Below are 16,241 nucleotides of genomic sequence, written 5' to 3' on the forward strand. Positions count from 1 at the left end.
TAACCATGAATTATTTGAATCCAACAATGACAAAATTCTTATATGTCATTAGTCTATTTTTTATTTTAACATCAACACTATTAGCCCAACAAAAAACTGGAACCCTAAAAGGAAAGATAAAAACCAGTCAAGGCAAAGCAGCCGAATTTGCAAATGTTGAATTGAAAGGCACTACTAAAGGAGCAGTGACCGATGAAAGCGGTGAGTATAAAATACAAAGCATCAAACAAGGCACTTATACCATCATTGTTTCAGGTATTGGMATCAAAAAAGAAAGCAAAACCATCGAGATAAATTCCAGTCAAAGCAATTACAGCATCGATTTTACGGTAGATGAAAGCATTGGTCAACTAGATGAAATTGTAGTTTCGGGTTTTAGAGAACGAACCTACAGAAACGATGTATCAGTTGCGGCATCCAAATCTACCATTCCATTAAAAGATTTGCCACAGTCTGTAAGCTATGTAACCAAAGAATTAATTATTGACAGACAAGCTTTTCGCGTCAATGATGTTCTAAAAAACATTAGCGGAGTAAGCCTTAATAATTTTGAAAACCGGTTCACGATAAGAGGAATTTCGGGAAACAGCTACCAATTTATAAATGGATTAAGAGTTAGTGGCCGTTCCTTTAATTCTTTAAATCTAAATAATTTGGAACGAGTTGAAGTAATGAAAGGCCCTGCATCTGCCTTATACGGAAATACAGAACCTGGCGGGTCTATAAACAATGTAACCAAAAAAGCATTGGCTGTAAATCGAAATTCAGCAAGCGTAAATGTTGGAAGTTTTCAAACCATAAGAGCAACAACCGATTTAACAGGTTCCTTAAACCAATCCAAAACCATTTTATACCGAATGAATGTAGCCTATCAAAACAGTGCAACTTTCAGGGATTTACAAGAAAGAGAAGATGTATCTATAGCACCGACTATCGCATTTGTACCCAGTGAAAAAACCAGAATTGATGTCGATTTTGTTTACAGCATCATCAAAGGAAGAACCGAAAGAGGCCAGCCCTTATTTGGCCCTTCTACCGATGGAGCCACACGATTATTTACTACTCCTATTTCACAGAGTATGTCTAGAGCCAGCGATTACTTGAAAGAAAAAACATTTTATCTGTCGGCAATTATGAATCATAAATTCAACAGTAAACTTTCATTGAATGTATCGTATTTAAAATATAAATTCTTTGAAGATATGGTTGAACATCGCGGGGCTAATGCCTATGCTGTAGATGGAGCTGGAAAAGAAATACCGTCTTTACTATTACAAAGCACAACAGAACGTATGCGCAACCGCTATGACGACAACCTTACCACCTACTTGAATTATGATGTAAACACAGGAAAAATAGAACATAAAATAGTATTGGGTGCCGATTATATTTTGAGTACTGTACCCGTTGGCGGAACAAATGGCGTTGCAACCGGCTACAGAAATGCTACTAATACTGCGTCAATAGCAACCTATAATCCTGCTAAAAAGAATCTGTATCTGCTTGACGCAAATGGAAATCCTGTTCCCAATGTTCCGTTTTATAATTTGGCAAATCTTGATTATTCCGCTGCCAATACTGATAACTATTTCACAACCAGAACAGCAACTGCAGCAACAAAATATTACTCGCAGAGTATTTACATACAAGACCAAATAAAATGGAACAAACTACAAGTTCTTTTAGGCTTAAGACAAGAGTTCTACACTGATTTTACTAATTACAAAAAAAGCACAGAAGCCGAAGTAAAACAGCACGCTTTGATACCTAGAGTAGGATTAGTATATAGCTTAATTCCACAAATCAATCTTTATGGAACTTATGTAGAAKGTTTTCAGCCACAAAGTGCAGGAACTATAGGAGCTCCTGAAATCTACGGTGGCCCATTTGATCCATTAACAAGCAAGATGTATGAGTTTGGAGCCAAAAGTGACTGGTTCGACAAGAAATTAGCCATTACTGTTGCGGCTTACAAAATTACTCAAAACAATATTTTAGTAAACGCAAACGACCCTACGAACACTCAGCTATTAGAGCAAAGAGGTCAAGAAACTTCAAAAGGAATCGAGTTTGATATTACAGGAAACATATTGCCCAATTTGTCCATAAATGCCAATTATGCCTACAATGATGCCCGCATTACAAAAACGGCAGTTGTGGCAGATATTGACCGATGGAAAGAAGCTTCACCGCATAATCAAGGTGGATTCTGGGCAAAATACACGCTTCTTGAAGGAAAAATGAAAGGCTTCGGAATTGGATTGGGTTCCAATTTTGCTTCAAAACAAAACACACGATTGGCCTATTTTACTTTGCCAGGCTATACACTAATAGATGCTGCTTTTTATTATCAGATTAAGCAAATGAAATTTTCTTTAAACCTGAACAACCTTCAAAACAAAGAATACATCGTATCACAAGCCAATCCTAACATGGTTGGTCCTGGTGCTCCGAGAAATTTCATGTTCAACATGGGATATACCTTTTAAATAAAAAACAACTATTTTGGCATGCCCCGCAGTCTCTTCTCAAAAGATTAGCTACGGGGAAGCCTTTGCACAAGCTTCTTGTAATCACAATAAACATGCGGGTCGGATTTCATTAAATTGAAAATTTAAAGAAATTACATTAAACCTTTCACTGCTTTTTGAATCCAAATAGACAATCAAATAATATTTATGTTTTTTCTCGGCTCGAAATCATACAGATAAGCATGCAGCAAAAAATAATGTAATTCAGAAAGCTTTAAAAAAACACGCGATGAAAATTCCATTTAAATTTTAAATAATGATTGCTATTATACTATTTATTTTTACATTTGCACTATTTTTATTTATTCTAAATAATCTTTGCTTTTCATTCAAAATACGTTCCTTAATTCTTGATTAATTTAAGAATTAACCTATATAGCATGCCGTAAATTAATATATCTTTATAATCTTATGAAAAATATCTTTTTTATTTCGTTAGTCTTATTTACCACATTATTTGTTAATGCTCAACAAAAAAATACGCTTTTAGAACAGTCTTTTTGGAAAACATTCCCAGATGCAGCAACTGTTCAAGCTGAAATTGCAAAAGGCAACAATCCTTCGGAATTAAACTCAAGATCATTCGACCCTGTGGTTTTAGCCATTAACAATGATGCTCCAGCTGCTACCATAAAATTCTTATTGGAACAGCCCGGAAATGAAGTTACCAAAACGACTCACGATAATAGAATTTATCTGCATTGGGCGGCAAGCAAAGGAAATCTGGAAATCATAGAATATCTTATCGCTAAAAAATCAGATGTTAATTTAGAAGACAGCCACAGTGCATTTCCTATTACAGCAGCGGCTAGCAGCGGCGTAACCAATACGGCTGTTTATGAAGCTTTTTTTAAAGCTGGTGTCGAACCAATGAAAAAATATCAAGACGGTGCAAACCTATTGCTTATAGCAATCCCTTATGATAAAGACCTCGCCCTTTCGACTTATTTTGCCACCAAAGGAATGTCGCTTAAAGATGTGGACAGCAACGGTAATACTGCTTTCAATTATGTAGCCAAAACAGGTAATATCCCTTTCTTAAAAACACTATTGGAAAAAGGGGTAAAATATACTGACAATGCACTTATTTTTGCCGCACAAGGTTCCCGCAGAGAAACAAATACAATTGAAACATACAAATACTTAGTAGAGGATTTAAAAATCAAACCTACAACTACAAGTAAATTTGGAGAAACTGTATTTCATTTTCTAGTCAATAAACCAAAACAAACTGAAATCATCAACTACTTTTTGGCCAAGGGAGTAAATATTACCAAAGCCGATAACGAAGGAAACACTCCTTTAATGGTAGCTGCAGCGTCTAGAGAAACAACTGCTGCATTGGAACAAATATTGGTAATTGTAAAAAACATAAATATTCAAAACGGAAATGGGGAATCAGCATTAACAATAGCTGTAAAATCAGGAACTCCCGAAGCCGTTAGCATGCTTTTGGACAAAGGTGCCGATGTAAAAGTCTTAGATAGAGCAGACAACAACTTAGGTTTTTACTTAATTCAATCCTACAGACCGCAAATGGGAATAGGAATGGGTGGCCGTCCAGAAAGTGCAAATACGCAAAAACAGGATCCCTTTGCTGCAAAAATAAAATTGCTTCAAGACAAAGGGTTAAACTTGGCAACTGCCCAAAAAGACGGTAACACGCTTTACCATTTGGCAGTAGCCAAAAATGATTTAGTTTTATTAAAAAAATTAGCTGATTTAAACATTGACATTAATGCCAAAAATAAAGACGGATTGACAGCTTTGCACAGAGCGGCAATGATTGCTAAAGACGACAGTATTATGAAATACCTGATTTCTATTGGTGCCAAAAAAGAAATCACAACCGATTTTAAGGAAAGTGTTTTTGACTTGGCTAAAGAAAATGAGTCATTGACCAAAAGTAAAACTGATTTAGCGTTTTTGAAATAACACTTAAAAGCCAATCACAACTCATAATAAATAATTAACAATTCATAATTCGATATGAAATCAATACTAAAAATAGCTTTAACAGCTGCTTTAATCTGCTTATTATCTTTTCACTCAGCTGCACAAACCAGCAAATACAAGTGCATGCTCCAAATGTCCAACTATGCTGGAGAAGGTGCTTATGTTGTGGTATCGCTCATTAATCCAAAAGGAGATTACGACAAAACGCTTTATGTGATGGGAGATGATAAAAAATGGTACAAAACCCTTAAAGAGTGGCATAAATTTTATTCCCAAAAACCTACAGATATCAGTGCCAAAACTGGAGCTTCGGTTACTGGAGGTGATCGCAGCATGACTACTTTAGAAATTGAAGATTCTAAAATTAACAAAGGATACAAATTGCGTTTTGAAACTGCGGTTGAAGATCAGAAATATTATGTAACCGATCTTGAAGTTCCTTTGACAACAGAAGGCATTGCCGATAAAACGGAAGGTAAAGGATACATTCGATACGTAAGATTGAATAAACTTTAAATTTTAAACTTTTATATCTGCTAAAATCTGCAAAATCTGCGTAAAAATAACAGCACGCTGATTTTGCAGATTTTTTAAAATATAAATAATTACCAAAATAAATTACATCAATGACTCTTTCTTTTTGGCGTTATTCGCACTTGGCACTAGCTGTGTTTTCTGCTGCATTCTTACTATTGGCATCAATAACAGGCACTATACTGGCAGTCGATGCTATTCAAGAAAAAACAGTATCGTACAGAGCTGCAGATTTTGATACAATAACCCTGAGCGAAACCTTGCCTGTACTGCGCAAAACCTATCCTGAAATAACTGAAATTACAGTTGACCACAATCAGTTTGTGACACTGGAAGGAATCGACCAAAAAGACAATGATGTCAATGCTTATATTGATCCCAGAACAGGAAAAACACTAGGCGCTCCAATCAAAAAAAGCGAATTTATCCAGTGGATTACTGCGCTTCATCGTTCTTTATTTCTTCATGAAACGGGCCGTTTCTTTGTGGGACTTATTTCCTTTATATTGGTTTTAATCTCCATCTCTGGTTTTGTCCTTGTGCTAAAGAGGCAAAGAGGACTGCGTAATTTCTTTTCTAAAGTAATTAAGGAATATTTTGCCCAATATTACCACGTAGTTTTGGGTAGATTTGCCTTAATTCCGATTCTGATTATTGCTGTATCAGGAACATATTTGACGGCAGAAAAGTTTAATTTTTTCATACCAAAAACAGATTCAAAAGAAAATAACGAAATTACAACAACTGTTCCTGTTTCAAAAAAAGCGGTTGATATTTCAGTATTTAAAAGCACGCTTTTGGCAGATGTTCAAAAAATTGAATTTCCATTTTCGGATGACCCCGAAGAATATTATATCATTACCCTAAAAGATAGAGAAATCGAAGTCAATCAAGTTACTGGTGCTGTCGAAAGTGAAAAACGCTTTCCAATGACAACACTCTTATCAGAGCTGAGTCTTGATTTGCACACAGGACGTGCGAGTATGTTATGGGCTTTCATTTTAGGAATTGCGAGTTTGAATATTCTGTTTTTTATTTACTCGGGTTTTGCAATGACATTAAAACGAAGAGCGAGCCGCATTAAAAACAAGCACACAGCCAAAGAAAGCAAATTCATTTTGTTAGTAGGTTCCGAAAATGGCAGTTCGCTTCGATTTGCCAATGCTATTCATAAACAATTACACGCCCACGGCGAAAAAGTTTTCCTTACTGAACTGAATAATTTTTCGGCCTATCCAAAAGCAGAGCATCTTATTATTTTTAGCTCAACCCACGGATTGGGTGATCCTCCATCTAATGCGACTAAATTTATATCGCTTGTAAACACAATCGAACAACAGCAAAAAATCAATGTTTCGGTAGTAGGCTTTGGATCGACAGCCTATCCAGATTTTTGTGGCTTTGCACATGACATTGATACTTTATTAGCAAAACAAAAATGGGCTGAACGCATTTTAGAATTACAGACCATAAACGACAAATCGGCTGAAGAATTTGTAAATTGGATAAAATTATGGAGTGCCAAAACTGGAATTCCTCTTTCCACCACTCCATCATTATACAATCACGTTCCAAAAGGATTGCAAAAACTGATGGTATTAGATAAAACTGCAGTTTCTGATGCCGAGCATACTTTTATACTCACGCTTTGTGCGAATATGAGAGCCAAATTTAAATCAGGAGATTTATTGGCTATTTATCCAACAAACGATACACGAGAACGCCTCTACTCTATCGGAAATCACAATGGTAACATCCAATTAGTTGTAAAATTACATCCTTCTGGATTGGGTTCTGGCTTTTTAAATAATCTTGAAGTTGGTTCAACTATAAAAGCACGAATTATTAACAATACTCTTTTTCATTTTCCTAAAAAGGCCTCTAAAGTAGCGCTCATTTCCAATGGAACCGGCATCGCTCCGTTCCTTGGAATGATAGAACAAAACAAGAAAAAAACTGAAATCCATTTGTATTCTGGCTTTAGAACCGAAACTGAAACCGTTTCGGGCTATAAAAAATTTGCCAATGAAATGATGGAAAAACAACAGCTCCAAAGTTTTCATTTGGCTTTATCCCGCGAAATGAATCATGATTATGTCATGAATCTCATCAAACGAGATACTGATTTCTTTATAGATTTACTAACACACGGAGGAGTTGTAATGATTTGTGGTTCTCTTGCTATGCAAAAAGACGTAGAGTTTGCTCTTGACGAAATTCTTAGTCAAACAGCTTTAAATATTTCGGATTATAAAGCCAAAGGGCAAATATTAACGGATTGTTATTAGTCATAAATATTCACATGATATATGTTATTTTGACAAACTGATGCTTTTAAATTCTAATATGATAGCAAAACACCAATTCTTATTTGTTTTTTTAATTGTATGCTCCTTCACAGGCAACAGCCAAGTCTTGCGCAAAAGAACCACCTTACTTATGGGCGGTCGTTTTGACATTAGCATTGTTGCAAAAGATTCGCTTTCGGCTGAACAAAACATTGATGCTGTTATTGCCGAAATCACCCGAATCGAATATTTAATATCCGATTGGAAACCAACCACACAAATATCCGAAGTAAACCAAAATGCAGGAATCCGACCGGTGAAAGTAGACAAAGAAGTTTTTGAATTAACTCAAAGAGCACTTCATTTTTCAGAAATAACCAATGGCGGTTTTGATATCAGCTTCGCAGCAATGGACAGAATCTGGAAGTTCGACGGTTCCATGACCGAAATGCCTTCGGCGGAAGCCATAAAAAAATCGGTGGAAAAGGTAGGCTATAAAAATATCATTTTAGACAGTGTAAATTCGACCATTTTCTTAAAACTAAAAGGCATGAAAATTGGTTTTGGCGCTTTGGGAGAAGGCTATGCCACTGATAAATGCCGTGAGATGATGAAAGCCAAAGGAATCGAAGCCGGAATTATAAACGGCTCCGGAGATATGAGTACTTGGGGTAAACAGCCAAACGGAAAAGATTGGAATATTGGTATTACAAATCCCTTTGACACCGACAAGCTGATTGCGGTTGTCCCAATAAATAATGGTGCAGTCACCACATCTGGAAGCTATGAAAAATTTGTGGTTTTTGATGGCAAACGCTATTCTCATATCATCAATCCTGCAACGGGTTATCCAGTTTCTGGTTTGTGCAGTGTTACCGTTTTTGGCCCAAATGCAGAAACTGCCAATGGATTGAGCACTTCTTTAATGATTTTGGGGAAAACATCAGGCATGAAATTACTCAGCAAATACCCCGATTATAGTTGCCTTATAATTACCGACAATGGAAAAGTTATAAAATCAAAGAACTTTAGAATCAAAAAAATCAAGACACGGCTTTAATTTTTTACAAAAATCAAGTCTTTTTTTTAATCGCAGTCATAATTTTTAAAACAAAACGAATTGATAAAAAAGACATTTAAAGCTATTCTCAAGGATGTTATCACACATTCTACAGCAAAAAAAGGATCTTTTTTTCAAAAATACTTCTAAACAATTGCATTTTACACACAAACAAACCTATATAAAATACTAAAATACAATAGGTTAAATATTTACAAAAATATTATTAATATTTAGTCTAAATAAGTTGTGGTATCGAAAATGAGGTTTTATATTTGCATTGTTATTTTTAATTATTCCAAATAAACAACATGAAATATATTTTACTCCCCTTAGTTTTCTTACCATTTTGTTTTTCAATTCAGGCACAAGATATAGCAAGCAGCACAAACGATCCACACGATAAGGATATTTACTATTTTTCTTCAGATACTATAAAATCAGCTAATGATACTGTAAAAAAAAGAAAAGGAGAAGTTTTACGGGAAGTTATAATAACCGGAAATAAACAACAAAAGCCAGTAACAGCTTTACGTTCAGGATTAAAACCAATGGATGTACCACAAAGCGTACAAGTCATTGAAGCAGAAGTTATCGAACAGCAACAAGCAATCCGTTTGAGTGACGTTATCAAGAATGCTAATGGAGTTTATGTTGGTTCAGCACGTGGTGGCGCTCAGGAATCCTTATGGTCCAGAGGATACTCAATGGATGCAAACAATATGTTCAAAAACGGTTTCCGTTACAACGCAGGATCTATTCCTGATGTTGCTTCTTTAGAAAGAGTAGAATTCCTTAAAGGAGGTTCTGCATTGCTATTTGGAAATGTTACACCTGGAGGAATATTGAACTTGGTTACCAAAACACCTAAATTTACCGAAGGAGGTCAATTAACCATGCAAATGGGAAGCTATGCTTTTTATAAACCGTCTATTGACTTTTATGGACCAATAAACAAATCGATTGMTTATAGATTCAATGCTTCATACKAAAATTCAGAAAGTTTTAGAKATTTTKTAAAAAACGACCGTATTTATCTTAACCCTTCTTTCTTGTTTAAAATTTCAGATAAAACTCAAATTACAGCACAAGGAGATTATTTAAGTGCAGACTGGATTCCTGATTTTGGAACTGGAATTGTCAATGAAACTAAAACTATTTTGGATATTCCACGCAACCTTTATTTTGGAGCATTATGGTCAACTGGAAACACCAAATCATCCAGTGCTTCGGTATTAGTTAATCACGATTTTAACGACAACTGGAAATTAGTTTTCAATAGCTCTTATCAATCCTACCACAGAACTCAAAAATCCACTGCACAACTAAATACAGTAGCTGCTAATGGCGACTGGAAACGTGGTTTGACACAAGCTGACGCTGCCGAAAAAATATTTGGTGACCAATTGAGTTTACAAGGAACTTTCAATACAGGAAGAATCAAACACCAAATATTCACAGGAGTTGATTATGAAGATTCTTCTGCACCTAGTTATACTTTTGGCTTTTATGATGCTACTAAAAACCATGCAGATCTTATAACAACAGAGACAAAAGCAATTAATTTATTCAACTATGATTACAATACACAAAGTCGTGATGTACCATTTAGCAGTAGAATAACGCAACTAATTACAACAGATACACAGCGTTTTGGAGTATTTGCTCAAGATTTGCTTTCAATTAACAAATATGTCAAAGTTTTAGCAGGACTACGTTGGTCTTGGCAAGAAAGCGATGCTACAACAACCAAAGAGGTAATAGAAAAAGACAAAATCACAAATAAAAACGTTCTTAAAACTACTTATGAAAATGCTGAACCCGTAACAGGAGTTAAAAGCTTTAATACAGCTTTTTCTCCAAAAGCAGGGTTGGTAATTCAACCGAACAAAGATTTATCTTTATTTGCCAGTTATTCGAACTCATTTACTCCAAATACAGGAACAACTGTTAACGGGGAAACATTAGACCCATCTATCATAGACCAATACGAAGCAGGTATTAAAACAGATTTCTGGAGAGGAATCTTAAGTACTAATATAACTGTATATCAAATATCTAACAATAATTTAGCACAAACTGCTCAGTACTTGGCTGATGGAGTTACTGAAAACGCAAACACCAATTTCAAAGAATTAGTAGGAGCAACAAAAGGAAAAGGAATTGAAGTAGATATTACAGCTAGACCACTCGCAGGTTTAGACATTATTGCAGGGTATAGTTTTAACGAAACCAAAGTTTCAAAATCTTCAGGCACAAATGGCAGCCTTGTTGTGGGAGATGTTCTAGCGAGAACACCCAAGAATACTGCTAATTTAAGCTTTTTCTACAAATTACCTAGCGGTGCATTGAAAGGACTTTCTTTTGGAGCAATCGGAAACTATATTGGAGATCGTACAGGAGGCTGGAATGATGACTATCTATGGACAGCTGTTACACCTACACCTGCAAACCCAAAACCAAACCCAGCTTACACTGTAACTATCAGAGACCGTGATATTCCATTAGAAGGATATACTACTATTGATGCTTCTATTGGATATGACTGGACAAAAGTTTCTATCTTATGTAAATTATCAAACATTACAAATGAATTAAATTATACGGTACACGAAAATTACAGTGTGAACCCAATTACTCCGCGTCAAGTAATGGTAAGCTTAAAATACAAGCTATAATTCTAAAATCTCAAGTTTAGTTATTTTTTTTTTATTTTTTTTTGCAATTTCACATGCATTAAACTTACAAACCTCGTCTAGAAATAGGCGAGGTTTTTTGTTTTGTAAAACATTAGATAGCTAGCCACAGTTCAAACCATCTGAATTTGATTGTAAATTTTTGGGAGCAGAAAGATTTGGCTTTTTTATCGGCATAGGTTCCGCTATCCGCGTCAAACGAAGTTCACTGAACGCCTAGGAAAATAAAAGTAAAGTGAAGTAATCTTGAGAGCCGAACCCCGGCTCTCAATAATTTTTGCTTATATCGAGGATCAAAGCAGATATTTTGCTTTTTTATTTTTATTCAAAATTTTGAATTTCCCCAAGCCCATTCTCTATCTCATTTTTTCGTAAATTTACTTGTGCAATTCTATCATAAATTGGACCCCTAATTTTTAAAAACTAAAATCATGAATAAACAGAAAATAGGATGGATTGGTCTTGGAAACATGGGCAACCCAATGGTAAAAAATCTTCTCAAAGCCAATTATGAAGTGACTGTTTATAATAGAACAAAAGAAAAAGAACAGGAATTAATCAATCTTGGCGCAACATCGGCTTTAAATCCGCAAGAATTAATTAAAAAATGCGACGTCGTTTTTACCATGCTTACAAATGACGATGCCGTAAAAGATGTTTTCCAGAACGAAACTGGTTTATTGTCTAAACCCGAAACTGGCAAACTCATCATCAACATGAGTACAATTTCACCCGATACTTCCCGATACTTAGCCGAAATATCAAGCAAACATCAAATCGAATTTTTAGATTCTCCTGTATCAGGCAGCGTAAAACCAGCTCAGGATGGAACTCTTATTATTCTTGTAGGAGGCAGCGCAGAAAATTATGAAAGAGCAAAACCCTTATTTGATGTATTGGGTAAATCTTCTCTTCTTTTAGGTGGAGTTGGCGTTGGAAGTTCAGCGAAATTAGCCATCAATTACTTTCTTGCATTAAATATTCAGGGATTGGCAGAAACGGTTTTATTTGCTGAAAAAAACGGAATAAGCCGTAAAAACATGCTAACCATTATCAACGACGGAGCCTGTGGAAATGGAATAACCAACATAAAAACACCATCTCTTTTAGCTAATCAATATCCCGTTGCTTTTCCTTTGAGCCTTTTATGCAAAGACCTAAATCTCGCCAAAAATGAGGGATTAGACTCGCCTTTATTTCAACCGCTCTTCAAAAGTTTTGAGCAGGCAAAAGACAATGGCTTGGGAGATGAAGATGTAATGGCCATTATCAAAAATCTTTAATCCAATTTGATAAATATTTTCAAGCTGTTTGGACTGCTATTCAGTTCTCAAATGACTTCTTTTCATTTTCGAAATACCCATTTCAAGACAATAATCCATCAAATAAATTTTAAATTATTTAGCTAAAACAAGGACATATTTTTACTAGTTTTGGTTTTAATTAAAAATTTCTTTAAAAAATAATATGTCCAGCCCCATTTCAGAATGTTTATACTGTCAAAATAATGACACCTTGAATCAATTAATGATTAAAATTTGTGACTTAGAAGTGTCACAATTATTCCTTTTCAAAGAGCAATCCTACTCAGGCCGCTGCAATGTAGTCTATAAAGACCACGCCGTTGAGCTTTATGAATTGAACGAGGAACAGCGCAATGCCTACTTTCGTGATGTGACAAAAGTAGCCAAAGCAATTGCTGCCACTTTCAATCCAACCAAAATTAATTATGGTGCTTACAGCGATACACTTTCACATTTACACGTTCATATCGTTCCTAAATACAAAGAAGGTTACGGTTTTGGAACTGTATTCGAAATGAATCCGCAGAAAACCTATTTATCAGATGCTGAATATACTGATGTAATCGAAAAGATAAAATCAAACTTATAAGACACCATAAAAAAAATCCCAAAACGCATTTTACGTTTTGGGATTTTTAATTTATACAAAAGTCAATTACTATTGCAATCCAGCCAAACTTTGCTCAATTGTTTCTATTTTAGAAAGAGCGTCGGCTTCTTTTTTACGTTCGTTTTCGATAATTTCAGGTTTTGCATTGGCTACAAACTTTTCATTTGACAATTTAATCTGTACCGATTTCAAGAAGCCTTTAATGTAATTTAACTCTTCGGTCAATTTAGCAATTTCGGCTTCCATATCAATATTACCTGAAATCGGAATAAAATATTCATTCGATTTTACACGAAAAGATAACGCTCCATCCACTTTATCCGAAACATATTCCAATGAAGTAATGTTTCCTAATTTGGTCACAACCGAATCAAAATAAGTTGAAGCTTTATCATTGTTTACTGCCTTCAATTCAATCGTATCCTTAAACGGAATATTCTTGTCTTTACGAATCGTTCTGATTCCCGAAATCACTTCGATTGTGTTTTCAAAATCGGTGATTAATTTCGCATTGAAAGGTTTTATTTCCGGCCAGGTCGAAACGATTAAAGCCTCTTCGGCTGTTCTTTCTGAAAGCAACTGCCAAATTTCCTCCGTCAAGAAAGGCATAAAAGGATGTAATAATTTCATGTTGTTTTCCAGCATTTCTATCGCTTTCGCAAAAGTTACGCTGTCAATCGGTTTTTGATAAGCCGGCTTAATCATTTCTAGGAACCACGAACAGAAATCATCCCAAACCAATTTGTAGATTCCCATCAAAGCATCCGAGATTCTGTATTTTTCGAAATTGTCTTCGATTTCCAAAAGCGTTTGCTGCAATTTGGCTTCATACCATTCAATCGCCACTTTAGAAGATTCTGGTTGCGGAATAGCATCCGAAACTTCCCAGCCTTTTATTAATTTGAAAGCATTCCAAATTTTATTTGTAAAACCTTTTCCTTGATTACACAATTCTTCGTCAAACATAATATCGTTACCTGCAGAAGCACTCAAAAGCAATCCCACACGAACTCCATCGGCACCAAACTTTTCAATTAACTCTAATGGTTCAGGTGAATTCCCCAAAGATTTAGACATTTTACGTCTTTGTTTATCACGAACCAAACCTGTCAAATACACATTTGTAAATGGTTTTTTATCGGTATATTCATATCCAGCAATAATCATTCTCGCCACCCAGAAAAACAAAATATCCGGACCTGTTACCAAGTCATTGGTTGGATAATAATATTTAAAATCTTCGTTTTCAGGATCCATAATTCCTCCAAAAACGGACATTGGCCATAGCCAGGAAGAAAACCAAGTATCGAGAGCATCGGCATCTTGAGTAAGGTTATTCGTTGTTAGTTGTTGATTGTTGGTTTTTGCTTTCGCCAAAATTAAAGCTTCATCAATACTTTCTGCAACCACAAAATCTTCTTTACCATCACCATAATAATAGGCTGGAATTTGTTGTCCCCACCACAATTGACGGGAAATATTCCAATCACGGATATTGTTTAACCAATGTGCATAAGTGTTGTCAAAACGTTTTGGATGCAATTTAATATCACCATCAACCAAAACAGATTGAATTGCCGGTTTTACCAAATCTTCCATTTTTAGGAACCATTGGTCAGACAAACGAGGTTCGATTACCGCTTTGGTTCTTTCAGAAGTTCCTACTTTATTCAGGTGAATTTCTGTTTTAACCAAATCACCATTCGATTCTAATTCTTTTGCAATCTCGGTACGAACAACAAAACGATCTTTCCCTTGATAATGTAATCCAAAACTATTTAACGTTGCATCTTCATTAAAAATATCTACAATTTCCAAATTATGCTTCTCCCCTAACGTTTTGTCATTCATATCGTGAGCCGGAGTCACTTTCAAACATCCAGTTCCAAACTCAACATCCACATATTCGTCTTCAATTATTGGAATCACACGCCCACAAATTGGCACAATCGCTTTCTTTCCTTTCAAATGAGCAAAACGTTCATCGTTAGGATTTATACAAATAGCAGTATCTCCAAAAATGGTTTCAGGACGTGTAGTTGCTACTGTCAAGAAATCTTCACTTCCTTCAATTTTATATTTTAAGAAAAATAATTTCCCTTGTTGTTCTTCATAAATAACTTCTTCGTCGGATAAAGTTGTTTTCGCTTCCGGATCCCAGTTTACCATTCGGTAACCACGATAAATTAATCCTTTGTTGTATAAATCCACAAAAGATTTAATTACAGATGCCGACATATCAGGATCCATCGTAAATTTAGTTCTGTCCCAATCACAAGAGCAACCCAGTTGTTTCAATTGTTCTAGGATAGTTCCTCCGTATTTATCCGTCCAATCATAAGCGTGTTTCAAAAACTCTTCACGACTCAAATCATATTTATTAATTCCTTCAGATTTTAATTTTGCAACTACTTTAGCTTCTGTTGCAATAGAAGCGTGATCCGTTCCTGGAACCCAGCAGGCATTAAAACCTTTTAGACGTGCACGACGAATCAAAACATCCTGAATGGTATTATTCAACATGTGCCCCATATGCAAGACTCCAGTTACATTTGGAGGAGGAATTACAATAGTGTATGGTGTTCTGTGATCTGGTTTCGAATGAAAATAATTATTTTTCATCCAATACGCATACCATTTATTCTCAATAGTTTTAGCGTCAAATTGTGCAGGAATTGTCATAAAAAAGCAACTGTTAAAACCAAAATTATACTTTGGTTTGATTTTTGATATTTATATTAGGGACAAAAGTAAATAATTAAGCACAGTATAAAAAGCGAAATAAAAAATTGTCCGTTAATTAAAAGTATAGTACATTTACTATACCTACTAAAAACTAAGAATTATGAAAAATATAATAACTTTTATCGTTTTGCTGCTTTCAAGCTACATTAGCTTTGCGCAAAGTGGCCCTAAGATTGAAATACAGCAAACAAATAATACGATTGACTACGGTCAAGTAAATAAATCTGCTGATAATGGAGTTCGAAACTTTACATTTACCAATAACGGTGATGCGCCACTAAGTATAACAGGAATCCAATCTACAGCCAGTTTTACAATACTATATAAGCCTACTCAGCCTATAGCTCCTGGTAAATCAGACCGAATTGAAATAAAATACAATATGGTTCCAGGTCCAATACGCAAAACCATTACACTAGAAACTAATGCTGTTAATTATGATGGTGGCCGGGTTCCTCTCAAAATTAAAGGGGAAGTGCTCACAAACTAACTAAAACAGTATATAATAACAAAAAAA

Annotated in this window: 10 protein-coding genes; 9 read left to right on the plus strand and 1 reads right to left on the minus strand. The window is 35.2% G+C overall.

Annotated elements, in window-relative coordinates:
* Window positions 1-26 precede the first annotated feature (26 nt).
* From AC1DVP_RS11060 to AC1DVP_RS11095, 8 genes are all read left to right on the plus strand, one after another.
* Complete coding sequence (locus AC1DVP_RS11060) at window positions 27-2,489, plus strand: TonB-dependent siderophore receptor (protein ID WP_477183529.1); 2,463 nt, start codon at window positions 27-29, stop codon at window positions 2,487-2,489.
* Window positions 2,490-2,942: 453 nt separating this feature from the next.
* Complete coding sequence (locus AC1DVP_RS11065) at window positions 2,943-4,466, plus strand: ankyrin repeat domain-containing protein (RefSeq protein ID WP_477183530.1); 1,524 nt, start codon at window positions 2,943-2,945, stop codon at window positions 4,464-4,466.
* A 54-nt stretch (window positions 4,467-4,520) separates the two neighbouring features.
* Window positions 4,521-5,003, plus strand: a complete 483-nt coding sequence (locus AC1DVP_RS11070; protein WP_477183531.1) for a DUF2271 domain-containing protein — start codon at window positions 4,521-4,523, stop codon at window positions 5,001-5,003.
* A 110-nt stretch (window positions 5,004-5,113) separates the two neighbouring features.
* Window positions 5,114-7,309, plus strand: a complete 2,196-nt coding sequence (locus AC1DVP_RS11075) for a PepSY domain-containing protein (RefSeq protein WP_477183532.1) — start codon at window positions 5,114-5,116, stop codon at window positions 7,307-7,309.
* 58 nt (window positions 7,310-7,367) lie between these two features.
* The gene (locus AC1DVP_RS11080) at window positions 7,368-8,369 is read left to right on the plus strand and encodes an FAD:protein FMN transferase (RefSeq protein WP_477183533.1); all 1,002 of its coding nucleotides are present in this window, start codon (window positions 7,368-7,370) and stop codon (window positions 8,367-8,369) included.
* Between the two features lie 311 nt (window positions 8,370-8,680).
* Window positions 8,681-11,047, plus strand: a complete 2,367-nt coding sequence (locus AC1DVP_RS11085; RefSeq protein ID WP_477183534.1) for a TonB-dependent siderophore receptor — start codon at window positions 8,681-8,683, stop codon at window positions 11,045-11,047.
* Between the two features lie 449 nt (window positions 11,048-11,496).
* Complete coding sequence (locus tag AC1DVP_RS11090) at window positions 11,497-12,348, plus strand: NAD(P)-dependent oxidoreductase (RefSeq protein ID WP_477183535.1); 852 nt, start codon at window positions 11,497-11,499, stop codon at window positions 12,346-12,348.
* Window positions 12,349-12,592: 244 nt separating this feature from the next.
* Window positions 12,593-12,958 carry an HIT family protein gene (locus tag AC1DVP_RS11095; protein WP_477183536.1) on the plus strand — a complete coding sequence of 122 codons (366 nt, stop codon included), beginning with the start codon at window positions 12,593-12,595 and terminating at the stop codon, window positions 12,956-12,958.
* Window positions 12,959-13,027: 69 nt separating this feature from the next.
* On the opposite strand, the gene AC1DVP_RS11100 is transcribed toward AC1DVP_RS11095, so the two are convergent.
* Window positions 13,028-15,661 (minus strand): valine--tRNA ligase, encoded by a 2,634-nt coding sequence (locus AC1DVP_RS11100; protein WP_477183537.1) that lies wholly within the window; start codon window positions 15,659-15,661, stop codon window positions 13,028-13,030.
* Window positions 15,662-15,824: 163 nt separating this feature from the next.
* On the opposite strand from AC1DVP_RS11100, the gene AC1DVP_RS11105 reads away from it, so the two are divergent.
* On the plus strand, window positions 15,825-16,214 hold the full coding sequence (locus AC1DVP_RS11105) for a DUF1573 domain-containing protein (protein WP_477183538.1): 390 nt from the start codon (window positions 15,825-15,827) through the stop codon (window positions 16,212-16,214).
* Window positions 16,215-16,241: the final 27 nt, after the last annotated feature.

The sequence above is a fragment of the Flavobacterium sp. P3_A6 genome (genome assembly GCF_056403035.1).